Here is a 26,606-nt window from a genome sequence, read left to right as displayed (position 1 = left end):
TAATTATTGACACAAAAAATCGATAGTCCACGTCTAATAAAACAGACAAAGACAAATAGATATGAAAAGTCAAAGAGCGACAAGGTTCTTTTCACTTGATAAACTATACTAACAATACAAAAGGTCACCATTATGGTGGCCTTTTTGTTTTTCTAAAAATAACCGTTTAAAAAGTATAGATAATTATTTGTTCATAGTATCTTCGTGAATCATATTCAACGAACTAATATTATGACGAAGCTTCTGATCAAAAACGCTCAAATTGTAAACGAGGGTAAAGTTTTTAAAGGTGATGTGCGTGTTGTGGATGGAAAGATTGATAGTGTATCAGCATCCATTACTGCACAAGATGAACAAGTAATTGATGCCGAAGGAAAGTATCTTTTACCGGGTTTGATAGACGATCAGGTTCATTTTAGAGAGCCAGGGTTAACTGAAAAAGCAAATATTGAAACGGAAGCAAGAGCTGCTGTATCTGGGGGTATTACATCTTTTATGGAAATGCCAAATACAAAACCACCTACAGTAACTATAGAAGCCCTAGAAGATAAATATGCAATTGCAAAAAGAACTTCTTTAGCAAACTACTCTTTCTACATTGGTGCTACAAATGATAATTTAGCAGAGGTATTAAAAGCTGATCCTAAAAATGTTTGTGGAATAAAGGTATTTATGGGTTCTTCTACAGGTAATATGCTTGTTGATAATGAAGCTACCTTAGGTAATTTATTTGCAAAAGCACAGATGATTATTGCTTCGCATTGCGAAGATGATCCGATGATTGCAGAGAATTTAGAAAAATATAAAGAAAAGTACGGAGAGGATATTCCTATGGAGTGTCATCCAGAAATAAGAAGTGCTGAAGCTTGTTATTCATCGTCTTCTAAGGCTGTAGCTTTAGCAAAGAAACATGGAGCAAGATTACATATTCTACATATATCAACGGCTAAGGAGTTGGAATTATTCCAAAATGATATTCCGTTAAAAGATAAGAAGATTACATCAGAAGCATGTGTACACCATATGTGGTTTTCTGATGAAGATTATAAAGAAAAAGGGACACACATTAAGTGGAATCCAGCAGTGAAAACAAAAGAGGATGGAGCGAGCATTCTTGCAGGAGTATTAAATGATAAGATTGATGTGATTGCAACTGATCATGCACCGCATACACTTCAGGAAAAATCGAATACTTATTTAACTGCACCTTCTGGAGGTCCATTAGTACAGCATTCATTACAAGTACTCTTGGATTTTTATAAACAAGGTAAAATTTCTTTAGAGAAAATAGTCGAGAAGGCTTGTCACAACCCTGCAATTCTTTTTGAAGTTGAGGATAGAGGATATATCAAAGAGGGCTATTGGGCAGATTTAGTTTTAGTTGATTTAGAAGCACCCCAGAAGGTAGAAAAATCAAACTTAAATTATAAGTGTGGATGGTCTCCATTTGAAGGACATACTTTCTCATCTACAATTACACATACAATTGTTTCAGGACATTTAGCGTATGAAAATGGTAAATTTAACGAAGATGTGAAAGGAAAGCGTCTGACTTTCAATAGATAATAAAGAATTTAATTTTGTTTGCGAATTTATATTTGGAAAAACCTTCTGTGTTTCCCTATATTTGCATTACAAAATGGCGATCGTAGCTCAGTTGGTTAGAGCACTGGTTTGTGGTTCCAGGGGTCGTGGGTTCGATTCCCATCGTTCGCCCAACTTGTAAAAGACTTTTCAAGCAATTGAAAGGTCTTTTTTTATGTTCTAATTTTCAACAAATTAATAGTGAAACTTAGTGTTAAGAATAAAAATTCTGAACTCACTATTCTTCTTGCCATTATTGATGAATGAATTTTTGTAATAATTATTTTTTTGTTGTTGAAGATCAATCAATTATTGAATATTCATCTTCATTTGTAAAATATTTATTGGATAAGAACTAATCAATCTATTATATTTGCACTGCAATAAAACGGCGATCGTAGCTCAGTTGGTTAGAGCACTGGTTTGTGGTTCCAGGGGTCGTGGGTTCGATTCCCATCGTTCGCCCAACTTGTAAAAGACTTTTCAAGCAATTGAAAGGTCTTTTTTTATACCCATATTTTGATAGTTTTAATTTGAATATTGACTATCAGTGACTTATGAATAACGTTTGATTTGATAGTATAAAAGATTCAACTTTTAAAATAGTATTAATGAAAAGGATAATATTCATAATTTCGATTGTTATTTCGGTAACATTATCGTTGCAAGCATCTCCAAAATCACCTCGAGAAAAATCTGTAAAAAAAGAAACCAGAGCAAACTACAGAAAGAAAACAAAAAGACAGAAGAAGCATGCTCGATTCTTAAATAAGTATTATGGTAAAACCAGACGTATTAGAAAATATAAATAGACACTATTAAAGTAATTTTTGATTCAAATTAGGAAACCAGATGAGATAAAGGATCCGTTTCAATAGTTATCATCAAAAAGTAATTAAAAATGAAAAAGATAATTTTACTCATTAGTTTATTTTCGACTTTAACTGTTGCTTCATTTGCTGAAAATAACTCTCCTGTTCCCGTTAAAAAAGAACAAAAAAGAGTATTGAAACAAAAGAAGAAAAAGAAAAAAGCACATACAAAATTCTTAAATAGTTATTACGGGAAATCTCAAAGAGGATCAAAACGAAAATAACTTATTTGTAATAAATACACTAAAGAGTTGCTGATTTTATAACAGCAACTCTTTTTTATTGCAGATAGTTTAATAAAATAATCTATACTTTTTGAAGTATATAATGTTAAACTATAATTTATACTAAAAATTAGTAAACGTTAGTTATTCGAGTAAAATAATGTTAATTCATTGTAACCTTCTCATAACATTCTGCTATTCTTGTAGAAGATATAGCTAATCAACCAATTAATAAAAGAAGTTCAACTTCTGATAAAACAATTTAAAACCAATTTTATATTGAATAGATTTTACTACTAAACACCAATTTTTGTACTATATATTTATAGTACTTCTATGTATACTCATTGAGTTTATGAGCAATTTCGCTCACATCAATTTTTGTAAGTGATACCTTATATTCTCATTTTTTAAAAGTCAATACACTGTTCTAAAACCAATAACAGTGCTAAGACCAACCAATTTTATTAATCAACTTTATCTTATTTTATGATGAAAAGAGTATTATTCTTACTCTCTTTTATCTTGTGTAGCATTTCTATGTCATTTGCACAAGAGAGAAGGGTAGAAGGTGTAATTTCTGATGCCAATGGCGATACTATGCCTGGTGCTACTGTACTTGTTGTAGGAACTACAATTGGTGCTGTTACAGATTTTAATGGACACTTCTCTATCAATGTTCCAGAAAGTGGAACAAAACTACAAGCTAGACTAATTGGCTACACTACTCAAGAAGTAGAAATTGGTACACAATCTGTTATCAATCTTATTTTACAGGAAGACGCACAAGAACTTGATGAAGTTGTTGTAACAGCGTTGGGTATGGAGAAAGATAAGAAGTCTTTAGGGTATTCTGTCACTGAGGTAAAAGGTGATGATTTAAAAACTGCAGACAATGATATCCTAAGTTCTTTGAACGGACAAGTTGCTGGTGTTCAGGTAACATCTTCATCTGGAGCTGTTGGTTCTTCATCTCGTGTAGTAATTCGTGGTAACTCTTCTTTAACAGGTGATAATCAACCGTTATATGTAGTAGATGGAGTGCCAGTGGATAACACTTACAACTCAGGAAATACATCTTCAGGTGGAGCAGATTTTGGATCACCTATTTCTGATATCAACCCTGACGATATTGAAGCAATGACAGTACTAAAAGGACCAAACGCAGCAGCCTTATATGGTTCTCGTGCTGTTAATGGTGCAATTATCATTACTACTAAAAAAGGAAAGGGTTCTAAAGGCTTAGGTGTTTCTTTATCGAATACAACAACTTTCCAAACACCTTTAATCTTACCAGATTACCAAAATACGTATGGTCAGGGTATGGGAGGTCAATTCTCGTTTGTAGATGGTAAAGGTGGTGGTATTGCCGATGGTGTTGATGAGTCATGGGGACCAAGAATGGATGTTGGTCTTATGGTTCCTCAATTCCACTCAAATGGCGAAGCTGTTCCTTTTAATTCTAACCCAAATAACGTTAGAGATTTCTTTGAGACAGGGCATGTGTCTACATCAAATTTATCTATTTCACATAGTAATGATGATACAAATGTACGTTTCAGTTTAATGTATTCAGACCAAAAAGGGATGGTGCCAAATACTGGCTTGAATACCTACAGTGCTTCAATGGCATTTGGTCATAAGATCAATGATAAACTTAGGTTTGATGCTAAGGCAACTTATTCTCATAGAGGAGCTGACAATTTACCTTCTCAGGGTTATGATGGAAATAATGTAATGCAACAATTCGTGTGGTTTGGTCGTCAGGTAGACACAAACGAACTAAAGAACTATAAAAAAGCAGACGGAACTCCTTATAACTGGAACTACAATTACCACGACAACCCTTATTGGATTTCTTATGAGAATACAAATTCTCAGCGCCGTGACCGTGTAAATGGTTATGCATCTATGAAGTACAATTTTACAGACTTTTTAAGTTTACAGGTTAAAGGAGGTACAGATTTTTATTCAGAAAATCGTATGGCAAGAACTGCAAAATATTCAATAAACAATCCAACGGGTGGTTTTACAGAAGAGAATTATTTTGTTAGTGAATCTAACTTTGATTTCCTTTTATCTTTCTCTAAAGATTTTGGTAACGATTGGAATGTATCTGCTAATGCAGGTGGTAACAATATGTACAGAAATTACAAGAGAGATGGTATGATTGTTACTGGCCTTGCAACTCCTGGTATTTATACGCCAGCCAATGCAGTGGGGCAAGTAGATGCATCAACTTATTTTGAAGAGCAAGTGATTAATTCACTGTATGCAACAGCTTCTGTTGGTTTTAGAGATTATTTATTTATGGATGTTTCTGTCCGTAATGACTGGTCTTCTACATTACCAGCAGCTAATGATAGCTTCTTATACCCTGCAATCAACTTATCTTATGTATTCTCAGAGCATTTTGAAATGCCAAGCTTTATTACACAAGGTAAAGTGCGTGGTGGTTGGGCTCAAGTAGGTGCTGCAGCTAATCCATACATGCTAAATAATGTCTACATGTCGCCTTTACCATGGGATGGCTATCCAATGTTTAAGTACGAAAACGTACAAGCAAACCCTAACTTAAAACCTGAAACTACAAATGCATGGGAGACTGGTTTAGAAATGGGATTCTTTAATAACCGTTTAGGTTTTGAAGGTGTTTACTACAAGAAAAACACGTACGATCAGATTGTTCAAGCTGATGTATCTTCTACTTCTGGTTTTAGATATTCTGCAATTAATGCTGGTGAAATTGAAAATAAGGGTTTTGAATTCCTTTTATATGGTACGCCTATTCAAACCGTGGACTTTCAGTGGGATGTGTCGTTCAATTATACAAGAAATATCAACACAGTTAAATCATTGGCTGATGGGGTAGACTCGTTCATTTTAGGTGATTATTGGGGTTTAACTACAGAGGCTCGTCCTGGAGAGCAATTAGGTACTTTCTATGGTATTGCATATCAAAGGTCTCCAGAAGGTGATATTATTGTTGATGAAAATGGTATTCCTTTAAGAACAGACGAGAAAGAAGCATTAGGTTCTATCAACCCAGATTGGAGAGGTGGTATTCGTAACTCGATCACTTACAAAGGTTTCACATTATCTGCATTAATTGATATTCAAAAAGGTGGTAGTATTTTCTCTGTAACAAATATGTTTGGTGAATATGCCGGTGTTCTTGAATCTACAGCTATAGATCGTGAAGCAGGTAGAAAAGTAGGTGTTGTTCCTGATGGAAATGGTGGTTATGTACCTAACGAAGTTTCTGCAGATGCAATGGATTATTATTGGGGCTTATATGGTATTCATGAAGAATACATCTATGATGCAACTTATGTAAAACTTGCTCAATTATCTATTGGATATAACATTCCTCAAAAATGGTTAGGCAATACAGGTATCAAAGGTTTATATGTTGCCGCAGTAGGTAATGACCTTTGGATGATGTATAAAAATGCTCCAAATATTGATCCTCAAGCAGGTTTTGGTGCAGGAATGTCTGGTCAAGGTTTCGAATTTGGTCAATTGCCAACAGCTAGAAGCTTTGGTTTTGATATCAAAATGAAATTCTAGGAAGCTATTAATAATAGTAACTGATAACCATTAATTAAGAATTCAAAATGAAAAAATTCATTAAATATATATTTGCAATAGTTGTGTTAATTAACATGACGTCTTGCTTCAAAAATTTCGATGAACTTCGTGAGAATCCAAACTACCCAAGCACAGTAGAGCCGGAGAGTTTATTTGCGAATGTTCTTTATACAAACACAGGAAGTTTCTATGGTGCACAAGGTCAGTATTTTAATTTGACAGGGGCAGGACTATGGGCACAGCAATTTGCCAAAATTCAATATATAGACGAAGATTGGTACCAATACCGTGCGTCTGTAATGGATGAAAAATGGAAAAGAATGTACTCTGGTATTTCTGGAACATCTAACTTGGCAGGACTTTATGATTTAGAGTTAGCACTTGCAGAAGTGAGAAAACGTAAAGCAGTATATGAAGAAGAAGGTAATGCTCAAGGTATTGCAGATGCAAAAGTACTAGAAGGAGCAATGTTGGTAGCTAAAGTATACTTCTTTTCTGTAACAACAGATGTTTGGGGTGATATACCTTATTCTGAAGCCTTTCAAACTATTGATTTAGGATTTGATCAGACAAATTTCCAACCTAAATATGATGCTCAAAAAGAGATTTATGATGATTTCTTTGTCTTACTAGAAGATGCCAATACACTGTTATCAAGTAATGGTTCTATCGATTCTGGAGCGGATATAATTTATAGAGGTAATGCAGCTAGATGGAGAATGTTGGCCAATTCATTAGCAGCTAGATTATATACTAGAATTTCTAAAGTTGATGCTGCAAAATCTAGAACTGGTTTGACTAAATTATTTTCGGATAAAGGGACATATCCAATGTTTTCTAGTAATGAAGATGACGCTGAATTAGTGTATTTAGGTTCTCAACCATATATGCAACCAATTTATTATAATGCATATATTGATAATAGAAATGACTTTGCAATTTCTACTACAATAATTGAGTTATTGAAAGAAAATGACGATAAACGTTTGTATATCTTTGCTCAGCCTACTCGTGCATCAATGACTAAACCGGAAGACGCAGAGGAAGATTGGATACCAAGTCCTGAATATATCGGACAAGAAAATGGTGTGCCAGCGGCAGAAGCTCCTGGTTTCACAGAAGTATCAATGATTGGTAATTTGTATAGAGAGCAACCAGCAGGTAAATCTTTTTGGATGACATTTTCTGAACTTAAATTTATTGAGGCAGAAGCTGCATTGAACGGAATTTCAGGAGTTTCTGGAACACCTGAAAGTTTAGTAGCAGAGGGTATTGAAGCATCATTTACAAAACAATATGCAGATATTGAGGCTTATGCAGCCCCGGTATATCCAATCGATGGTGATGTCGTTTCTGATCCTTATTCTGATGCAGCTATTGTAATTAATAATTTGGACTGGAGTAAAAACGGAGGTAAAGAAAGAGTGATTGCTGAGCAAAAATATCTTTCTAACTTTACAAACGGACCAGAAGTTTTTGCTGAATTAAGAAGAACAGGGTGGCCTGCAATTTCAGAAATTAGAGGGGGTACAGTGTATCAAGGTAAAGGTTTGCCAAATAGATTTCCTTACCCTTTTTCTGAACAAACTACAAATTCAGCCAATTGGTCAGCGGCTTCGCAAGGAATTAATGATACAATGTACGGTAAGAAAATATGGTTTGCTGAAAATACTTCAGTAAACTATAAATAAGTAATTATTTAAGTTTATAATTTACTTATATATCTACAACATATTTTTTGAGAGAATGAAAAATTTAGTTAATATTTTAATTGTTACTGTTTTTGTCTTTGCTTCTTCATGTAAAGAAGAAACAAAGACCCCGATTACAGTAGATAATGATGGTTTATATCAATGGACAACGGTAGACTCTGCTACGGTAGATATAGTTGTACCAACGCAAGAACTATTATTAAGTGAAGGTAAAGCTGTTTTGAAGTTTTACAAATATATTGATACTGATGAAAATGGTGTCAAAGATAGGTTTGTTGAAAAAACACACTATGGAGTAATTAATGAATCAGTAAATAATTCTGTAACTATTAATTACAACGAGTTTTGTGGTGATAATTTACCAGTATATGGAAAAACGATGATGAAACTTGATTGGATGGGAGCAACATTAGTGAATGATTTTACTGATGAAGCGTGTAGTAATATTCCAGAATAAATATCAATCATTTTTACATATTTATTTTTTTAAGAGGTGCTCTAAAGAGTGCCTCTTTTTTTTGTTTCAAAAGTTTGATTTTATTAAAAAAATTTAGCGATTACGTTAAATAAATACAAATTTAATATTTGAGTTAAAGTATTTTAAATCCAATTATTGGTAACGCTTTGAAATTGAAATAAATACAGTTGCTAAAATGCTTATATACAATGTTATAGCCTATATTTTTCTGGTGTTTTCTCTTTGTGAAATGATACAAAGTTACCAATTTGTTTTTAAATGTAAATTAATTGATAATCAGCATTTTGTAAGTGTTGAAATGTTGTGTGTACTATTCTTTACTTGTGTTAAAAAATTTTTGATTTTCATTAGACTTCATTACAATTGTGTAGTGAACAATGTTAAATGTTGGTATTGAACACAAACTTTAAGGGTTCTTTTTCATTTGAGCCCAACCTAATTTTGAATACATTAAACCTAATAAAATTTATCTAGCAAACAGATTTTATTATTTATCTAATTTATTATAATCCTAATTTTTTATACTCCTAATAGTATAACTGTTGGTTTTAACTTTATAAGTATACAACTATAATTAATCAGGTTAATTAAACTAGTCTTTTTGGTTTAAACAAAGTAAGTGAAAGAGGTATTGCTTCAGCAGTGACATTTTAACTTACGATGTAATGATCATATAAACTGTTTTTATGCCCTAAACTTTATCGTTAACTACTTAAGAATATTCGAAAGAGTGTTCATTTTTTCCAATCAATTATTTATTAACAAATTATCATGAAGAAAAGAGTACTTCAACTTCTCTTGATCTTTTTGGGATTGGCTTTTACTGCCTTTGCTCAAGAGAGAAAGATTGATGGCGTTGTAAAAGACGCAAATGGTGAGACACTTCCTGGTGCCACTGTAATGATCGAAGGTACAACAATTGGTGCTGTTACAGATTTTAACGGTTACTTTTCTATTCAAGCTCCAGAAAGTGCTGTGAATATTGTTGTTCGCCTAATTGGTTATACAACTCAAAATGTTGCTATTGGAACACAAGCAAAATTTGAATTTGTAATGCAAGAAGATGTTGAGCAACTAGACGAAGTAGTTGTTACGGCATTAGGTATTGAAAAAGACAAAAAATCTTTAGGTTATTCTGTTTCAGAAGTAAAAGGAGATGACCTCAAAGGTGCTGATAATGGTGTACTTAACAACCTAAATGGTAAAGTTGCTGGTGTAATGGTAAATACATCATCGGGAGCTCCAGGTGCATCTTCTCGTATCACAATTCGTGGTAATTCATCTTTAACAGGTAATAATCAACCGTTATTCGTTATTGATGGTGTACCCGTAGATAACTCTTATAACTCAGGAAATACATCATCAGGAGGAACAGATTTTGGTTCACCTATTAATGATATTAACCCTGATGATATAGAATCGATGACGGTACTTAAAGGACCAAACGCAGCGGCTTTATATGGTTCTAGAGCGCAGAATGGTGCAATTGTTATTACAACAAAATCTGGTAAAGGTTCAGATGGTTTAGGTGTATCGTTATCTAATACTACAACTTTCCAAAACCCATTAATTTTACCAAACTATCAGAATGAATATGGTCAAGGTTTAAATGGTCAATTCTCTTTTGTAGATGGTAAAAATGGAGGTATTTATGATGGTGTTGATGAATCTTGGGGTCCAAAATTAGACGCAGGTTTAATGATTCCTCAGTTTTACTCAAATGGTGAGGCAGTGCCGTGGGTATCTTCTCCTAACAATGTAGAAGATTTCTTCGAAACAGGTCATATTTCTACAACGAACTTATCGATCCAAAATGCTACTGACAAATCACATGTACGTTTCTCAATGATGTACTCTGATCAAAAAGGTATGGTACCTAACACTGGTTTAGAAAATTATTCTGCATCATTAAATTTTGGTCATAAGATATCAGATAACCTACAATTAGATACGAAACTTACGTATTCTAGAAGACAGTCTGATAACCTTCCACAACAAGGATACGGAGAAAACAACGTAATGCAACAATTTGTGTGGGGTGGACGTCAGGTAGATTATAATTTATTGAAAGATTATAAAAAAGTTGATGGCACACCATATAACTGGAACTACAATTACCATGACAACCCTTATTGGATCTTAAACGAAAATACTAACTCTCAATTAAGAGATCGTATAAATGGTTACGCTTCTTTAAAATGGAACATTACTGATTACTTAAACTTTAAAGTGAAAGGTGGTACAGATTTATATACTGAAAACCGTTTATCTAAGTCTGCAATGTATTCTATTAATGACCCTGATGGTGGTTTCTATGAATCAAATTATTTTGTGAACGAAACAAACTTTGATTTCTTATTCTCGTTCTCTAAAGACTTCGGTTCAGATTGGAATGTGAATGCTAACTTTGGTGGTAACAACATGTACAGAGTGTATAAATCAAACTCAATGGAAGCATATGGTTTAGCTTCTCCGGGTGTATATACTCCTGCAAATGCTACAGGACAGGTTGATTCTCAAACGTATTTTGAAGAACAAATTATTAACTCATTATACGGTACAGCATCAGTAGGTTTTAGAGATTATTTATTTATGGATGTATCTATCCGTAATGATTGGTCGTCTACACTTCCTGTGAAAAACAACTCATTTATGTATCCTTCTGTGAACTTATCTTATGTATTCTCTGAACATATGGAATTGCCATCATGGATTTCACAAGGTAAAATTAGAGGTGGATGGGCAGAAGTAGGTAACGGTGCATCACCTTACTCAACTTCAAATGTTTATGTTTCTAGTTTACCATACAATGGCTATCCAATGTTTAAGTATGAAACAACAGAGGCTAACCCTGATTTAAGACCAGAATCTACTCAATCTTGGGAGGTTGGTTTGGATATGGGCTTCTTCAATAATCGTTTAGGTTTTGAGGCTGCTTATTATGAGAAATCAACGTATGATCAAATTGTACCAGCAGACGTATCTGCAGCATCAGGTTATAGATATTCTTATATCAATGCAGGACAAATTGATAACAAAGGTTTTGAATTGATGGTGTTTGCTACTCCTGTACAAACAGAAGCAGTTACTTGGGATATCTCATTTAACTTCTCAAAAAATAAAAACGAAGTAGTTGAATTAGCAGATGGTGTAGATTCATTTATTTTAGGTGAATACTGGGGTTTAACAACTGAAGCTCGTCCAGGTGAGGAGTTGGGTACTTTCTATGGTTATGCTTACCAAAGAGACGAACAAGGTAACGTAATGGTAGATGATAATGGTTACGCAATGAAAACTGATGAGAAACAAAAGTTAGGTTCTATCAACCCTGATTGGAGAGGTGGTATCCGCAACTCTATCTCCTATAAAAACTTTACATTATCAGCTTTAATAGATATTTCTAAAGGTGGTGATATTTTCTCTGTAACAAATATGTTTGGAGAATATGCAGGTGTTCTAGATGTAACTGCTGTTAATCGTGAAGATGGTAGAGTAACAAACGGTGTGGGTGTTGACGGTACTCCTAATACTATTGTAGTTCCAACTCAAGATTACTACCAATCTCTATACGGTATTCATGAAGAGTACATTTATGATGCTACTTATGTAAAATTAGCAGAATTATCTATTGCTTATAACATTCCATCTACTTTAACAAAGAAGTATGGTATTAAAGGAATGAGTGTAGCATTTGTTGGTAACAACTTATGGATGATTCATAGTAATGCTCCAAACATCGACCCTCAAGCTGGTTTCGGTACTGGTTTAGACGGTCAAGGTTTTGAATTTGGTCAGTTGCCATCGCCAAGAAGCTATGGTTTCGATATCAAAATGAAATTCTAAGAGTTTATAAAACTCATCCATATAAAATATTTACATAAAGTTAGCGTCGGAAACTTCGCTAACAACAAATACGAAAGGAAGAATGAAAAAATCAATAATATATATAGCATTAATCATCATGGCTTTTGGAACAACTTCTTGTTTCAAAAACTTTGAAGATATGCAAGTCAATCCAAACTATCCTACAGATGTAGATCCTGGTAGTTTATTTGCTAACGCAACGTTCTCAAGAATTGGGGGTATTTACGGTGTTCAAGCAGAAGATTTTAACATGACTGGAGCTGGTCTTTGGGCACAACAGTATGCTAAAATTCAGTATATCGATGAAGATTGGTACGAATACAGATCAAATGTTGTAGACGGTTATTGGAAATACATGTTTTCTGGTTCATCTTCAAATGGTTCAGGTTCGTTATATGAATTAGAATTGGCACTTAAGAAAACACAAGATTTGAAAGAAGCACTTCAAGGTGAAGTAAATCCTGATGTTAAAGCAATTGCTGATGCAGAAGCAATGGAAGGAGCAATGCTAGTAATGCGTTCGTATTTATTTTCTGTAATGACAGATGTTTGGGGTGATATTCCTTACTCTGAAGCATTGAAAACAGTTGCTTTAGGGTATGAGTCTACAATTACTCAACCAAAATATGATGCACAAAAAGAGATTTACGAAGACTTATTTAAGCGTTTAAGTGAGGCGAATGAATTATTATCTCATGGTGGAAATGTAACACCGCAAGCAGATATGATTTATGGTGGAGATGCAAAAAAATGGCAGAAATTTGCAAACTCTTTAGCAGCAAGATTATATATCCATATCTCTAAAGTAGATGCAGCAACTGCAAAAAGTGGTTTAGAATTTATTTTTTCAAATCCATCTAAATACCCTGTATTTACTTCTATTGAAGACGATGCAATGTTAAGATATGCAGGAACTCAGCCTTATGAGCATCCATTTTTCGAAAATTATGTACGTGATGCTCGTGATGATCATGCAATGTCATATACAATGGTGAACATGATGAAAGCGAGAAAAGATGCACGTATGTATATCTTTGCTACGCCAACTCCAGCTTCTATCACTCTTTTTGATTCTACAGGAAACACATCAGATATCTCTTATTACGGTATTGAAAATGGTGTTCCTAAAAGTGAGAGTTTCCAATTGGCTGATATTTCTAGAATTGGTGTCATGTACAGAGTTACTCCAAACGGTGTGTCTCATGTTATGTCGTATTCTGAATTAGAATTTATTAAAGCAGAAGCAGCAGCTATTTTAGGAGTAGGAGCTGCAGGTGATGCAAAAATGGCTTATGAAAAAGGTATCCATGCATCATTTGAAAGACAATATTCTTTGGCTGATCAATATGGTATTAAAACTGCAACTTTTGCAGATCAAACAGGAGCTGTCACTTTCTCGGAGAGTGTTGTAACAGAAGAAGATGGTACTGCGATTGAAATTTCGCTAGCAAATATGGAGTCACATTATAGCAGAACATTAGCTACTGCTGATGTTGCTTGGGACGCTTCTAAAGCAGCACAATTAATTGCAGAACAAAAATTCATTTCTATTTTCACAAATGGTCCTGAAGCATTTACAGAAGTACGTCGTACTAACTTCCCTCAATTAACTTTTGTAAGAGGTGGTACACAGTACAAAGGTTTAGGTTTACCATTACGTTTTCCTTACGCTATCTCAGAGCAGACTACAAACGGTGCAAACTGGTCGCAAGCTGCTCAAGGTATTACGAATACAATGTATGGAAAAAATGTTTGGTGGAATACCAAAACATTTGATAATTATGTAGAATTATAATCTACATTGCCATATATAAGTAGTCATTTAATGATTACTATTAAGGTCACTCAATTTATTTTGGGTGACCTTTTTCTATATTATTGTTTTTGTAAATTTGGGTAATACTACCACTTTCAAAATAGAATTTTTTAATATCCCATTTCACTACTTCTAAAAGATTTTAAACTCGTTAATGCTCAAACAAGAAAATCATTTTTTACGGCTTCATACATAATGAACATAAAAAAGGCATATCACTAAATAGTAATATGCCTAATTTGTTACTCAATGATTGAGTGTATAAAATTATTTCTTCTTCTTAAATACTAACGCAGAACGGTTAGTGTTATAGATTGAAATATTATTGTCTTCATCAGTAAAGTATTCGTCAGAAACGTCAACACGATCAAAACCACCAAAGTTTTCATCATCAGATGATAAAACGATTTCATAGGTTCCTGCTTCCTTTACATTAAATTTATAATTAGGAAGAGAGTGATTAGGGTGGAAGTTAAATACAAATATTAAATCACCTTTTTTGAAACAGATCGTTTTGTTATCACTATCCATATTCAATAAATCAACAGGTGTACCTTCCTCTAAAATATCAAACTTACGTACAAGATGAATCATTGCACGGTCAAAATTATTTAGTTTTTGATAACGTAAGAAGCCGTTTTCTACAAGAGACCATTGGCGTCTAGCATATTGGAAACTCCATCCATTACCTTCGCGTGGAAAATCAATCCATTCTGGGTGACCAAATTCATTACCCATAAAGTTTAGATAACCTTCGCCACCTAGTACACAAGTTAAGAAACGGATAATTTTATGCATTGCAATACCGCGGTCAATTACCAAGTTATTACTTGCATTGTCCATAGATGTGTACATTTCAGCATCCATTAACCACATTGCAACAGTCTTATCGCCAACTAATGCTTGGTCATGCGATTCAGAATAGGCAATTGCTTTTTCATGTGCTCTACGGTTAAGCATTACACTCCAAAGATCCCAAATGTTCCAATCTTCATCTTGTTGTTCTTCCAATAATTTCACCCAGAAATCTGGAATACCCATACTTAAACGGTAGTCAAAACCAACACCGCCACCAGCTACATCACGACTTAAACCAGGCATGCCAGATACATCTTCTGCAATAGACAGTACATCAGGTTTAATTTCATGTGCTATATCGTTGGCAAGTTGTAAATAACGTACTGCATCTACATCAACACCCATATTAAAGTAGTCGTCATAGCTACCAAAACCAGCATGTCCATGATGATGATACATCATAGAAGTTACACCGTCAAAACGGAAACCATCAAAATGGAATTCTTCTAGCCAGTATCTTACGTTGGAAGCAAGGAATTGAATAACTTCCCACTTGCTATAATCAAATATTTTTGAGTCCCAATCTGGATGATCACCTTGTTCTCCAGCGTGGAAATATTGATATACCGTTCCGTCAAACTCGTTAATACCTTCATTATGGTTTTTCACTGCATGAGAGTGAACAATATCCATAATTACAGCAATGCCCATAGAGTGAGCAGTCTTAATAAGTTTCTTTAATTCTTCTGGCGTTCCAAATTTTGAAGTTGCCGCAAAGAAATTACTCACATGGTAGCCAAAAGAACCATAATAAGGGTGCTCCTGAACAGCCATTAATTGAATACAGTTGTATCCTAAATCTTTTACACGAGGAAGTACGTTATCAATAAATTCTTGATATGTACCCATTTTTTCCTCCTCTTGAGACATCCCTACATGTGCCTCATAAATAAGTGGAGCTTTAATAGAAGAAGTGACAAATTCATCTCCTGTCCAATCAAAGTTAGTTTCTTCAGAAAACCATAATTGCCCTTTAAAGTTAGGAGAATTAGGCTCTTGCATTACTCTAGTAATATATGCTGGAATACGGTCTTGATCTCCTGCTTGAGATAGAACACGTACCTTTACATAACTACCATGAATAAAAGTATCTTTATACTCGTCTTTAGGAAGGAAAATTTCCCATACACCGTTCCATTCATTAGAACCCTCAATTCTTTTTAAAGGATGAGCGTCTCTATTCCAATCGTTGAAATCACCAATTAAAAACAAAGCATGTGCAGCAGGTGCCCACTCACGGTACCACCAGCCATTGTTTGTTTCATCAAAATTAAATCCTAAGAATTTATGTGCACCAGCAAATTCATAAATACTTCCATACTTATCAGATAAGTCGTTTTTAAGTTGGGAATAGGAATTAATTCTTGCATTGATTTGGTCGGTTTGTGGCTCTAACCACGGGTCATCCTTTACTAATTCAGGTAATTTTTTACTCATTGTATTATTTATATAGAAAATAAATATATAATAGGGACGAAAACACTAACATAAATAAGTTTTTGCTAATAAACATTTAAGTGTACGTTGTACGTATAGGAATTTTTCAGTGAGATATTAAAAAAGTTATATTTTTTAGGTTCTTTTAAGATATGTTATAGATCAAAAAATACACTTTAAGTTAAAAATAAACAGGATGTATTTTAGGTTTTAAATCATTGATATTTAGGTGTTAATACTTTAATTGGGTCGTTGTTGTAAATATTGTGTAGACTCATGTTTCACTTTAGGGAAAAGTGGCTCTCCCTTTGGTAATGCAATTGGTGTTTTTTACAAAAACTATTAACATTCTATCTTGAAAAATAAGTAGGAAAACTGCTGTATCAAAAATCGAAATTAGAAGAGAAATTAAACATCACTAAAGTTTTCTATAATTCTTGTCAATTTTATTCCGATAAAATTATTTTCTATTAAATTTGAGCGATTTTCAATATTGGCAATATGTGTGTCAATTTTTACATTGAAAATAAATTATTTAAAAGAGTTTCTTCCGAGACATGAAAACAATAATCGCACCCTCAGTTTTAGCAGCTGATTTTGCTAACTTGCAAAGAGACGCTGAACTTATTAATGAAAGCAAGGCAGATTGGTTCCACATTGATATTATGGACGGTATGTTTGTACCAAATATCTCTTTTGGACTTCCGGTTTGTGCTGCAATTAAAAAGCACGCAAAAAAGCCAATGGATGTACACTTAATGATCGAACAACCAGATCGTTATTTGGAGGCTTTTAAGAAAGCGGGTGCAGACATGATCTCTGTTCATGCAGAAGCTTGTCCTCACTTACACAGATCTATTCAGAATATTAAAGAGTTAGGTTTAAAAGCAGGTGTTGCATTAAACCCTCATACTTCTTTAGATTGTCTTGAATATTTATTAAATGATATTGACTATGTATGTTTAATGTCAGTAAACCCAGGATTTGGTGGTCAAAAATTTATTCCTTCTACTTATCAAAAAGTAAGAGATTTAAAGGCAATGATTGACAAGGCTGGTGCAGATGTTTTAATACAGATTGATGGTGGTGTAGATGCCTCTAATGCTGAAAAACTTGCTGAAGCTGGTGCTACTGTACTTGTTGCAGGTAGTTATGTTTTTGGTGCGGAAGATCCTAAAGCCGCAATCGAAAAAATTAAATTCTAATATCGAATTAATTTTTCTACTAAGTGCTTAGCCAAAAAGTAAATCATAATTAATTCTTTTATGTTAGTTCAAAGCATAAAAGCGTGTTAATAGTGGTGCTATTTAAAGGCTGTCTTCAGAAAAAATAACATGAATTAGTGTTATATAATTATGTCGTAGTACTTACATAGATTTAATGCTCAATTTTGAGTGTTTCTTTATAGGAAAGTCCTTAAATTACAGCAAAGAGCTTGGTAAATAAACCTTGCACTTTGCTGTAATTTTATTTTACTCAGAATCAGTTAATAATGCAGGTATTTAAATTTGGTGGAGCTTCTGTAAAAGATGCAGACGCTGTTCGAAATGTCAAAAATATTATTAAGGATTTTTCCGAACAGAAAGAGTTAGTTGTTGTTGTATCTGCAATGGGAAAGACAACAAACTTAATGGAAAAAATTGTTGTTGATTTCTTAAAAGGAAATGACCCTAAGAAACATTTAGAACAACTTAAAACATACCATACAGCTATTGCTAAAGATCTTTTTGAAAATGAAAAGGCGAGTATTTTTACTCAAATTGAAAAATTAGTATATGATCTTGAAATTAGGCTATCGTTAAGAGTATCCTCTGAGGATGAATTATACGATCAAGTGGTATGTTATGGAGAACTGCTCTCAACACATATTATTTCTGCCTATCTTAATCAAGAAAAAATAGATACTCACTTCTTAGATTCCCGTATTTACATTCAAACCGATGATAATTTTAGAGAGGGAAATGTAGATTGGAATTGGACAAGTAGATTGATAAATTCAGACGTTAAAGACCTTATTCAAAATAATGTGGTTGTAACGCAAGGTTTTATAGGAGGAACCATTAATAATAAAACCACAACATTAGGCAGGGAAGGTTCTGATTTTACAGCTGCAATTTTTGGGTATTGCTTAGATGCAGAAAAAGTATGTATCTGGAAAGATGTTCCAGGTATAATGAGTAGCGACCCAAGAAGGGTAGAAGAGGTATCATTATTTAAAAAGTTACCTTATAAATATGCTGCTGAACTGACGTATTACGGTGCATCTGTAATACATCCGAAAACCATTAGACCACTCGCTTTAAAAAATATTCCTCTTTACGTTAATTCTTTTATCAACCCTGCTGATGAAGGTACTGTAATTGGAGATTTTGAAGATTACCCGTCAAAATCGTCCATTATTTTTAAAACGAACCAAGCAATTATTCGTTTTTGCGAAAAAGACTTTTTAAATGTAAGTAAAGGTGATTTAGGTCTTGTTTTTAGTGAACTATCTCGTTTGAATATCAAAATTAATTTGATGAAAAATAGTGCACTGTCTTTATCAATTTGTACGAACAATGATTTATCTAAAATCGAAAAAATTAAAAAACTTTTTGATGATAAATTTAAAATTGAAGTGATAGAAGACCTAGAATTAATTACCATAAAAAATCATACAGAAGATACAGTGAAAGAACTTGGTATTGATTTGTCTAAAGTACACATGCGACAAATCTCTTTGGATACTTATCAATTAGTAATCAAAAGCTAAATTTTATACTGTATAACTTAAGTAGGTATTGATTGAAGTACTTCAAGATATTTTTAATTTATTCTTAACAACATTGATGTTACAGCGAGAAGAGTAAATTCATCTTTTAAAATTCAATGTCAATACTTATATTTATTGTTCAAAATAGCAGAAAACGCTACTTTAATTAGAATCAGACAATTAACCCGAGGATTCCTCGATAATTTAAAATATGGATACAACAGCAATCGACAAAGCACTTATTTCTATTATTGAAAAAAGAATTCAATTAAATGGATTATCGTACGAAGACGAGTCTTATGATGATATCGAAGATGAATTACATGATCTTGAAGATGATTTTATCGATGAGCATGGAGAGGCACTAGAAGATATTATTGGTGATGTTCACGAAGATTTTTCAGTAGATACAGATGTACTTTCGCCATTAAGCTATATTGCTCAAGAATATGTGAAAGTTGGTGATAATGAGTTGGGTGCACAATTTGATGCAAACCATGCTCAAGGTGTACCAGTAGAAGTAGATGATTTAGAAAATAAACCTACACGTTTAGTAATTATTCCAAACCCATTGAGAATAATTTTAAACTTAGATAGTAAGAATAGAAAAATTGTTTGGCAACAACAATAAGCTATGACACAAAAAAAAGAGGTTAAACTATTTAAAGTTTAACCTCTTTTTTTGACCTAAAATTTTACGTCTAATTATTTTTTAAGGATATCTCTAATACCCATCATTAATAATCCTCCAGAAGATGGATTAGTAGCTAAAGGCACATCATATAAATCACAAACACGCATAAGCATTTGAACGTCTGGTTCGTGTGGGTGTTTTCCTAGTGGATCTCTGAAGAAAAATACTGCATCAACATCACCTTCAGCAACTAGAGCAGCAATTTGAGCATCACCACCTTTTGGTCCTGATAACTTGCAGTCAACCTCTAATCCTGCTTTTTGTAAGTGACTACCTGTAGTACCTGTAGCAACAATTGCCATGTTTTCTAAAACATCCATGTGGTCTTTAAAGAAACCTACCATATCTGCTTTTTTGCCATCATGGGCAATCATTGCTACTTTTTTAAATTCAGTGTGCATAGTTTATTATTTGTTATAATTTTTTTCAATTTACTATTAAGATCATTTACAAATGGATGATAAACATTACTTTTTAAGAATTAGGTAATGTTTTCTTCTACTGTATCTTTCTCTAAGTCTTCTTTTTCTTTGTCTTCTAACCAACCTTTGTAAAACAATAATCCTTGTTCTAAAGCATACATGTAAAATGAGAGAATTAATACAGTTAAATGTATGTTGAAAGTTAAGTACGAGACGATTGACATTACACCAAAGTAGACCAAATAGAATACTGAATCTTGAATAAGTTCAACTATAAAGTGATCGGAATCAAAGAATTTATTAATAAATACAGTAACAGGGTCTCTAAATGTAAGTGCCTTATGAGAGATATAAGTAAAACAGATAAAAATGAAAAGGAAGAAGCCCCAAGTGATTTTGTTATAACCTCTTTCTAAAGTGATAAATGCATTGGTAAGAATTAAAGGTCCAGGCATAAAACCATAAATCGTTTTATGAATATCTCGATCTTCAAAATCACCTAATACGATAATTTTATCTTTTGTAAATTTCTTAATTAAAAACGGAGGCATGTTTATTAATTCATGCATCTGTAAGTAAGGGTAGGTGTTCTTTACAAACAAGTCGTAAGTACGAATTGGGTAATCTAAAATATAACTATTCAGCATATAGTTACCTCTAAATTTATTAAACAGAAAACCTTTTTGAATTTTCTCTCCGTATATATTTTCCGCCATAATTAAAGGAGTTGATTTTAAAGAATCTCCTTGAATGAGGTGGTATTTTAGCGTGACGGTTTCTTCGTGATTAAGCTCCTGAACTTGTAAATCTGACAAGCCTAATGGTACTTTTACTACAGGATATTTTGGAGCATTATCGGCTCCTTTGTGGTAGGAAACAATGGTGTTTTTGGAATTAGCAAAAGCGGCTTCCATTAAACTATCGTCTTCAGATTTGTCATAAAAACGAATATCGACAAGCAAGTATTCGTGGTTGTCAGGATCTTGATTTAGCGTATTGACAAATTTTGTGATTGATTTTCTGTTAGTGATATCAACATTGCCAATTACAAAGCCATTGGTATCTACTTTAGCAGTTAAGTCTTTCTCCCAAGAACAGTTCACAAAAAGGAAACGGTCTGCTTTAGGTTTTATCTCAGCCTTAAATAATGCATTTCTTGTGGCCGAAAGTAGCTCAATCAGCATTATTTCATCGGGCATTACATAAACAATTGACATGTAAAACATTAAGCCAACCATCATTATTAATGCATGAAAAGAAGAAATTCCCCACATTAATGGTTTGTTCTTCTGCATTCTAAATATTAGGCGATCCTTTAGTTTATTAGAAGCCATGTGTAGTATAAGTTTAAAAAGTTGAGAGTAGAATACTTTTCAGTAGGTAGTTTGCTCTTAGTATTACGATAGGTTATAAATCAAATAATACCTTCTTGTACCACCCAATTTTTAAAGATTCGGTAATCTGTTTTTCCGTAGATATCTAAAATATATTGGTACAACTCTCTTTCAACTTCCTGTTCAGGCGTCTTTGTATTGTTATTAAGGAAGGTTTTTAAAGAAAGCAATTCTTCTTTTAATTTATGCTGATTTATAAAAACAGGAATAAAACTTCCAATAGGTTTTACATCTCTAGTAGCTTTAATTACATAATATAAATCTACAACTTCAATTTTTTCTGTAACAGCTCCTTTAAACAAAGAATCAGGCATTATTATCACCTGATTATTCCCATAGTTTGGAATCCATCTGTTGTAAACATTATCACCGTCGCTAAAACGGATAGCCATCATTTTTTCATCGTCTAATTTATATTTAATAGAATCAATTTCTAAAATTATAGAATCAGCAATAAATACATAGGGAGCACCATTAAAATAATCTGATACATGATGAATTGTATCAAAAGTAACACTACGAGTACTCATTTGTTTGTTTGAATTTACCGGGAATAGCACATCGGTTACCAAACTCATAAATTCACCATCAGGAGTAGCCGTAATTTTGCTGCCATCCAATAACATTTTCCCAGATTCAGTACCAATTACAATCGCTTTAGAATCGTTGGATGCAAAATTTAAAGAAGTACTCTTCGTAATGACATCACCAACAGCTAAATTGGTATTATTTGTAGTGTTTACTATATTTCCATTCACATGGAGAACATACAATTCTTGTGCATTAGCACCTGTTGATGTTAAAACAATAAGAAGAAATAATATATGCTGTATGTTTCGCTTCAATTTCATGTTATTAAAAAATGAGAAGTTCTAAAAGAAGTTTGTGATGACCCTTTGTAGTCAAAAAGATATTACAAATACTTTATGCTGATTACCCTATAAATATATGCAATATTGCTGAAAACGACTTTATCAAAAGCTTCTTTTTAACCTTTAACTATCTATAGAAGGAATAATTAGATAGTTGAACAATTAAAATAGGAATTTTTAGCCTTTCTTTTTCCGTCTACTCATCTTTAGAATTTCATCACGTACTTATGGTGATGTTCTTCAATTTGGTTTTGATTAGACTAGAAAATAATCACCTAATTTTTCCTTATTTCAAATTCCAGCCTTAATAGAAAAGGAATGATGAACTATAAGATAAAGTCGTTTAGAAGTATTTTAGTATTTCACCTTTTGAATAGTGAAATTCTTTTTTCCGGCAGGAGTGATGACATCTACAGTATCACCAATTTTTTTATTTAATAAAGCTTTTCCAATAGGTGAAGCAATACTAATAGTTTGTTTTTTTATGTCTGCTTCATCAGGTCCAACAAGACGTAAAGTCATTGTATTCCCCCCTTGATCTTTAAAAGAAACATAAGCACTAAACATTGCCACATTCTCATCAATTTTTTGATCAAAGATTTTAACATTAGCAATTCTACGGCGTAGGTATGTTAAACGCCCATCAATTTCACGTAATTTCTTTTTTCCGTAAATATATTCAGCATTTTCAGAACGGTCGCCCATAGCAGCAGCATCACTCACAGCTTGCGTAACAATTTTACGTTCTTCCCAAAGCTCCAACACATCTTGTTGTAAGCCTTCCATGCCTTCTTTTGTTATATATGTAGATTTATTCATTTTTCTATTTTGTATTGTCTGCAAATTTAAAGCATATTTGAATAATATTCATTTCATTTTAGAAGTTTGTTTTGTTTAGACAATCAATTTCTATTTATAATAAATTATGCCGTCGTTATTAATCAAGAATTTATCGTGGGAATTTGGGTCTAAATTAGCTGTACAAGTACTTACATTTGGTCTTTCGATAGTAATGACAAGGTATTTATTACCTGAGGATTATGGCGATTTTGGTTTGCTAGTCGCTATTATTTCTATATTTAGTATTTTTCAAGATTTGAGTATCAATGAAGCGATCATTCAGAAAGGTAACTGCACAAATAAAGTACTTTCTTCAGCCTATTGGTTTATGTTTTTTTTAGGTGGAGTATGCTTTCTTTCCTTTTTTGCTCTTTGTTTTTTATTAAAAGAAAATGGGGTAATAGCACTAAACTTAAATTTAATTTTGCTATTGGGTAGTACTTTTTTGTTTGCTGGAATGAGTAGAGGAGTGGTTTTACATACCTCTTTACATTTAAATTTTAAAGCAATTAGTGTAGCCAATTTAATCAGTTCTTTATTTGCCTCTGTAACAGGAGTATTCTTAGCCAAGAGTGGATTAGGTGTTATAGCGTTAATTGCATCCTTTTTCTTGAAATATTTTCTCAATAATGTACTCTTGTTTTTTCATTCCTCTTGGAAACCGAGTCTTTCATTTTCGATCAAAGAGATTAGCCCTTTTTTTAGGTTTTCAAAAACACGCTCTATTACAAAAATTATTCGATTGATATTAGCTGAAGCGGATGTGTTAGTTGTGAAAACATTTCAGTCAGAAGCTATTTTTGGTGGTTACATCAAATCAAGGTCAATAGAAAAACAATTATCAAACAATATGATAAGTGTTTATAGCCAAGTAATGTATTCTCATTTTTCGCACCTAAAAAATGAAACAGGTAAACTCCTTTTGTTATTAAAAAGAGCGGCCATAACTGTGTTTCTTATTTCAATGGTGCTTTCCATAAGTTTATTTGTATATGGTGAAAATCTTTTTGTACTGTTTTTTGGAGAGCACTGGAGAGAAAGTGGTGTATTGTTCTCTTTATTTTCATTGTTGTTATTATTTAAACCACTGAATCATTTATTAGAAATTTTTTTGAATGCTTGTGGTGAAGTTACTAAGACATTTAAAGTTGAGGTTTACAGTAAAATTGGACTTATTATCTGCCTTATTATTCTAGTAATCTATAAAATGATCAACACATTTATTTTGTTATTATTCATCAACTCATTTATTGAGTGTGTTTTGTTATGTTTTTCAACTTATAAAAGAATTTTAAGCTTTGAAGACACGCTGTAAATATGATTTTGTTATAGTTTCTCCTGGGAGAACAGGGTCTTCTCATTTATTAGAATCTATTGGTTACTATGATGATATAATTGCTGAATCTGAGGTTTTTAATAAAGGGAATCCTTATGATGACTCTTTTAATTTATTCTTAAAATCTAAATTCAAATATAAACTCTTAGGTTTTATTTTTAATCGAAACATTTTTTCAAGAAACCGTTTTAATTTTCCTTTACAATATCTAATTCGAAAATTTTTCAAGAAAGAGATACCTCTATCAACCTCTAAAAAGAGAGTGTTTAAAATAGTATTTGAACAACTGGAAGCCTACCCATATGTATTATCTTATTTGCTAAAACAATCTGTGAAATTTATTTATTTGGATAGAATAAATAAATTTGAGCTAATGGCATCAATGCTAAAAGCAAAACAAGATAGAATTTTTCAAACTTTTGAAAACCAAGAACAAAATCGTAAACAGTTTTTTCTTTGTAAAGAAGAGGTAGAGAATTATATGAAAGAATTTCTAAGTGTAGAAAGTCATTTTAAGTCGAGTATTGGAACACATAATGCAGATATTTTTGAAACAAATTATGAAGCACTCTTTGGAAATTATCAAGAAGTTGTAAACCAAATAAGAGTTTTTGTTGGGTTAAAAGAGAAACCACTAACTAAAGTCTCGGCATCTAAAAAAGTGAATCCCAACCCACCGTCTAAATGGATTAAGAATTTTGATGAGATTGAAAAGTTTTATTTGGAAAATTACCAATGAAATATTGTTGGTATAACAAAGGCGTTAAATCAACCGTTGATTAATACCTATTGCTTTATACCCAATGACTTTGACCTTTTTAATATCTGTATGATTGGGGTCAATTATTACATTAAATTCATCAAGAACAATGACAGAAGGTACCATATAAGCCACTGTCTCTTTTTGTGAAATTTTAACTGACTACCAAAATATTTACTGTCTTCTTATGGAGGAAGAGAATGCCATGTATTTGAGAAATTATCTAACTGTTGCTTCGAAATTTTTTGAACAACTAATTCATCTGGTATACCTATTTCAACAATTACCTTGTCTGTAGGTAATTCATTGTTTATGTCTAAGTGAACAGCCACTTCTAACAGTGCTAATGACCAGTATTGAGAAGCATAGCACATATAAACATCTTTATTGTTCCATCTTCCTCCAATTTTTGCAGAATCAATACCCTCTAATGTAGAACTAACAAGTTCTTTTTTTTTCAATTCTATATACTCTCATCTAGGCAAACATTCCGTACTCAATGCTATGTAGTGTTGCTAGCACAATATTTCTACCGCTATCTGTATGTAGAATTTCCTTTGCTGAAGTGCCACCCATAGCAATGTTTTTCTTGCCTAACCAATGCATGAATTTCTCTTTATCACCGAAAGTATTAACACCTAAGTCGTGGATTTCTTTTAATGCAATAGCGTTTGATAAAATATGATGATTTGCTTTTTCATTTTTATTCTTGCTATCCTTATAGGTTGTATACTTTATATTAAAGAATTTGTCGTAATCTTTTGTAGAGAAATTATACAGCTTAATAATATATTCTACAATGGTAATGGGAGCGGTAGATTCATTAATAATATTTACTATATCAAAGTCATTTTCCCAATGTATCCCTATATCCTCAAAAGAGTAGATCTTCTTTTTTCTACTACTAATTTTGAACTCGCTTTCTACAATCACAATATTACGTATACGTTGAACATAGTTACAATATCGTAATTTTTGAGCTTATAAGTAAAAATAGGATAGAAAGTGAAAAGCTATCCATTCAACAAACAAGAATCAATATGTGGTTTTTTGGTGTAGTCATAAATTCTTGATCTAGTAACTCAATTTAGATTTCCAAA

The 26,606-nt window shown here is 32.7% G+C and carries 20 protein-coding genes and 2 tRNA genes; 15 read left to right on the top strand and 7 right to left on the bottom strand.

The window, feature by feature from the left end; genetic code table 11:
• Positions 1–231 precede the first annotated feature (231 nt).
• From KM029_RS04090 to KM029_RS04045, 10 genes are all read left to right on the top strand, one after another.
• Positions 232–1,566 (top strand): dihydroorotase, encoded by a 1,335-nt coding sequence (locus KM029_RS04090; protein ID WP_144075505.1) that lies wholly within the window; start codon positions 232–234, stop codon positions 1,564–1,566.
• Positions 1,567–1,642: 76 nt separating this feature from the next.
• Positions 1,643–1,716: transfer RNA gene (locus KM029_RS04085), tRNA-His, on the top strand.
• A 259-nt stretch (positions 1,717–1,975) separates the two neighbouring features.
• Positions 1,976–2,049, top strand: a tRNA-His gene (locus tag KM029_RS04080).
• 146 nt (positions 2,050–2,195) lie between these two features.
• Positions 2,196–2,396, top strand: coding sequence for a hypothetical protein (locus tag KM029_RS04075; RefSeq protein ID WP_144075504.1), 201 nt, complete (start codon positions 2,196–2,198; stop codon positions 2,394–2,396).
• An 89-nt stretch (positions 2,397–2,485) separates the two neighbouring features.
• On the top strand, positions 2,486–2,680 hold the full coding sequence (locus KM029_RS04070; RefSeq protein ID WP_144075503.1) for a hypothetical protein: 195 nt from the start codon (positions 2,486–2,488) through the stop codon (positions 2,678–2,680).
• 489 nt (positions 2,681–3,169) lie between these two features.
• A complete protein-coding gene (locus tag KM029_RS04065) occupies positions 3,170–6,250 on the top strand; it encodes a SusC/RagA family TonB-linked outer membrane protein (protein ID WP_144075502.1) in 3,081 nt (1,026 codons plus the stop codon).
• 95 nt (positions 6,251–6,345) lie between these two features.
• Complete coding sequence (locus tag KM029_RS04060) at positions 6,346–7,962, top strand: SusD/RagB family nutrient-binding outer membrane lipoprotein (protein ID WP_158631152.1); 1,617 nt, start codon at positions 6,346–6,348, stop codon at positions 7,960–7,962.
• Between the two features lie 55 nt (positions 7,963–8,017).
• Positions 8,018–8,440: a hypothetical protein gene (locus KM029_RS04055; RefSeq protein ID WP_144075500.1), complete on the top strand. Its 423-nt coding sequence runs from the start codon at positions 8,018–8,020 to the stop codon at positions 8,438–8,440.
• A gap of 792 nt (positions 8,441–9,232) precedes the next feature.
• The gene (locus KM029_RS04050) at positions 9,233–12,304 is read left to right on the top strand and encodes a SusC/RagA family TonB-linked outer membrane protein (protein ID WP_144075499.1); all 3,072 of its coding nucleotides are present in this window, start codon (positions 9,233–9,235) and stop codon (positions 12,302–12,304) included.
• Positions 12,305–12,386: 82 nt separating this feature from the next.
• Positions 12,387–14,120 (top strand): SusD/RagB family nutrient-binding outer membrane lipoprotein, encoded by a 1,734-nt coding sequence (locus KM029_RS04045; RefSeq protein ID WP_144075498.1) that lies wholly within the window; start codon positions 12,387–12,389, stop codon positions 14,118–14,120.
• 288 nt (positions 14,121–14,408) lie between these two features.
• Here the strand turns inward: KM029_RS04045 and KM029_RS04040 are convergent, their stop codons facing one another.
• Entirely contained in the window at positions 14,409–16,436 is a 2,028-nt protein-coding gene (locus KM029_RS04040; protein WP_144075497.1) for an alpha amylase C-terminal domain-containing protein, read from the bottom strand.
• Positions 16,437–16,993: 557 nt separating this feature from the next.
• Between KM029_RS04040 and rpe the strand changes: the two genes are divergently transcribed.
• The 3 genes from rpe to KM029_RS04025 all read left to right on the top strand — a co-directional run bounded on the left by rpe (position 16,994) and on the right by KM029_RS04025 (position 19,819).
• Positions 16,994–17,641, top strand: coding sequence for a ribulose-phosphate 3-epimerase (gene rpe / locus KM029_RS04035; RefSeq protein ID WP_144075496.1), 648 nt, complete (start codon positions 16,994–16,996; stop codon positions 17,639–17,641).
• Positions 17,642–17,928: 287 nt separating this feature from the next.
• Entirely contained in the window at positions 17,929–19,188 is a 1,260-nt protein-coding gene (locus KM029_RS04030) for an aspartate kinase (RefSeq protein WP_144075495.1), read from the top strand.
• 211 nt (positions 19,189–19,399) lie between these two features.
• On the top strand, positions 19,400–19,819 hold the full coding sequence (locus tag KM029_RS04025) for a hypothetical protein (RefSeq protein ID WP_144075494.1): 420 nt from the start codon (positions 19,400–19,402) through the stop codon (positions 19,817–19,819).
• A 74-nt stretch (positions 19,820–19,893) separates the two neighbouring features.
• On the opposite strand, the gene KM029_RS04020 is transcribed toward KM029_RS04025, so the two are convergent.
• The 4 genes from KM029_RS04020 to KM029_RS04005 form a co-directional block, all read right to left on the bottom strand.
• On the bottom strand, positions 19,894–20,283 hold the full coding sequence (locus KM029_RS04020) for a methylglyoxal synthase (RefSeq protein ID WP_144075493.1): 390 nt from the start codon (positions 20,281–20,283) through the stop codon (positions 19,894–19,896).
• 80 nt (positions 20,284–20,363) lie between these two features.
• Positions 20,364–21,638, bottom strand: a complete 1,275-nt coding sequence (locus tag KM029_RS04015) for a CHASE2 domain-containing protein (protein WP_144075492.1) — start codon at positions 21,636–21,638, stop codon at positions 20,364–20,366.
• Positions 21,639–21,718: 80 nt separating this feature from the next.
• Positions 21,719–22,549 carry a hypothetical protein gene (locus tag KM029_RS04010; RefSeq protein ID WP_144075491.1) on the bottom strand — a complete coding sequence of 277 codons (831 nt, stop codon included), beginning with the start codon at positions 22,547–22,549 and terminating at the stop codon, positions 21,719–21,721.
• Positions 22,550–22,924: 375 nt separating this feature from the next.
• Positions 22,925–23,389 carry a GreA/GreB family elongation factor gene (locus KM029_RS04005; protein ID WP_144075490.1) on the bottom strand — a complete coding sequence of 155 codons (465 nt, stop codon included), beginning with the start codon at positions 23,387–23,389 and terminating at the stop codon, positions 22,925–22,927.
• Positions 23,390–23,495: 106 nt separating this feature from the next.
• Here KM029_RS04005 and KM029_RS04000 point away from each other — a divergent pair, with 106 nt between their 5' ends.
• Positions 23,496–24,725, top strand: a complete 1,230-nt coding sequence (locus KM029_RS04000; protein WP_144075489.1) for an oligosaccharide flippase family protein — start codon at positions 23,496–23,498, stop codon at positions 24,723–24,725.
• A complete protein-coding gene (locus KM029_RS03995; RefSeq protein WP_144075488.1) occupies positions 24,709–25,485 on the top strand; it encodes a sulfotransferase domain-containing protein in 777 nt (258 codons plus the stop codon). Before KM029_RS04000 ends, KM029_RS03995 begins: the two co-directional genes overlap by 17 nt.
• 206 nt (positions 25,486–25,691) lie before the next feature.
• On the opposite strand, the gene KM029_RS03990 is transcribed toward KM029_RS03995, so the two are convergent.
• Together KM029_RS03990 and KM029_RS03985 are read right to left on the bottom strand one after the other, a co-directional pair.
• Positions 25,692–25,967, bottom strand: a complete 276-nt coding sequence (locus KM029_RS03990) for an RES family NAD+ phosphorylase (protein WP_158631150.1) — start codon at positions 25,965–25,967, stop codon at positions 25,692–25,694.
• A gap of 16 nt (positions 25,968–25,983) precedes the next feature.
• Positions 25,984–26,439 (bottom strand): MbcA/ParS/Xre antitoxin family protein, encoded by a 456-nt coding sequence (locus KM029_RS03985; protein WP_144075486.1) that lies wholly within the window; start codon positions 26,437–26,439, stop codon positions 25,984–25,986.
• Positions 26,440–26,606 lie beyond the last annotated feature (167 nt).

Origin of the sequence: Flammeovirga kamogawensis, assembly GCF_018736065.1 — a bacterium.
In the GTDB taxonomy this organism is placed as follows: domain Bacteria; phylum Bacteroidota; class Bacteroidia; order Cytophagales; family Flammeovirgaceae; genus Flammeovirga; species Flammeovirga kamogawensis.
This window is presented reverse-complemented; position numbering and strand designations above follow the sequence as displayed.

Coding starts and splice junctions, on each gene's coding strand:
- KM029_RS04060 (WP_158631152.1), top strand. CDS start 6,346: ATGACGTCTTGCTTCAAAAATTTCGATGAACTTCGTGAGAATCCAAAC.
- KM029_RS04045 (WP_144075498.1), top strand. CDS start 12,387: ATGAAAAAATCAATAATATATATAGCATTAATCATCATGGCTTTTGGA.
- KM029_RS04005 (WP_144075490.1), bottom strand. CDS start 23,389: ATGAATAAATCTACATATATAACAAAAGAAGGCATGGAAGGCTTACAA.
- KM029_RS04020 (WP_144075493.1), bottom strand. CDS start 20,283: ATGCACACTGAATTTAAAAAAGTAGCAATGATTGCCCATGATGGCAAA.
- KM029_RS04030 (WP_144075495.1), top strand. CDS start 17,929: ATGCAGGTATTTAAATTTGGTGGAGCTTCTGTAAAAGATGCAGACGCT.
- KM029_RS04070 (WP_144075503.1), top strand. CDS start 2,486: ATGAAAAAGATAATTTTACTCATTAGTTTATTTTCGACTTTAACTGTT.
- KM029_RS04055 (WP_144075500.1), top strand. CDS start 8,018: ATGAAAAATTTAGTTAATATTTTAATTGTTACTGTTTTTGTCTTTGCT.
- KM029_RS04015 (WP_144075492.1), bottom strand. CDS start 21,638: ATGGCTTCTAATAAACTAAAGGATCGCCTAATATTTAGAATGCAGAAG.
- KM029_RS04065 (WP_144075502.1), top strand. CDS start 3,170: ATGATGAAAAGAGTATTATTCTTACTCTCTTTTATCTTGTGTAGCATT.
- KM029_RS04090 (WP_144075505.1), top strand. CDS start 232: ATGACGAAGCTTCTGATCAAAAACGCTCAAATTGTAAACGAGGGTAAA.
- KM029_RS04050 (WP_144075499.1), top strand. CDS start 9,233: ATGAAGAAAAGAGTACTTCAACTTCTCTTGATCTTTTTGGGATTGGCT.
- KM029_RS04000 (WP_144075489.1), top strand. CDS start 23,496: ATGCCGTCGTTATTAATCAAGAATTTATCGTGGGAATTTGGGTCTAAA.
- rpe (WP_144075496.1), top strand. CDS start 16,994: ATGAAAACAATAATCGCACCCTCAGTTTTAGCAGCTGATTTTGCTAAC.
- KM029_RS04010 (WP_144075491.1), bottom strand. CDS start 22,549: ATGAAATTGAAGCGAAACATACAGCATATATTATTTCTTCTTATTGTT.
- KM029_RS04040 (WP_144075497.1), bottom strand. CDS start 16,436: ATGAGTAAAAAATTACCTGAATTAGTAAAGGATGACCCGTGGTTAGAG.
- KM029_RS04025 (WP_144075494.1), top strand. CDS start 19,400: ATGGATACAACAGCAATCGACAAAGCACTTATTTCTATTATTGAAAAA.
- KM029_RS04075 (WP_144075504.1), top strand. CDS start 2,196: ATGAAAAGGATAATATTCATAATTTCGATTGTTATTTCGGTAACATTA.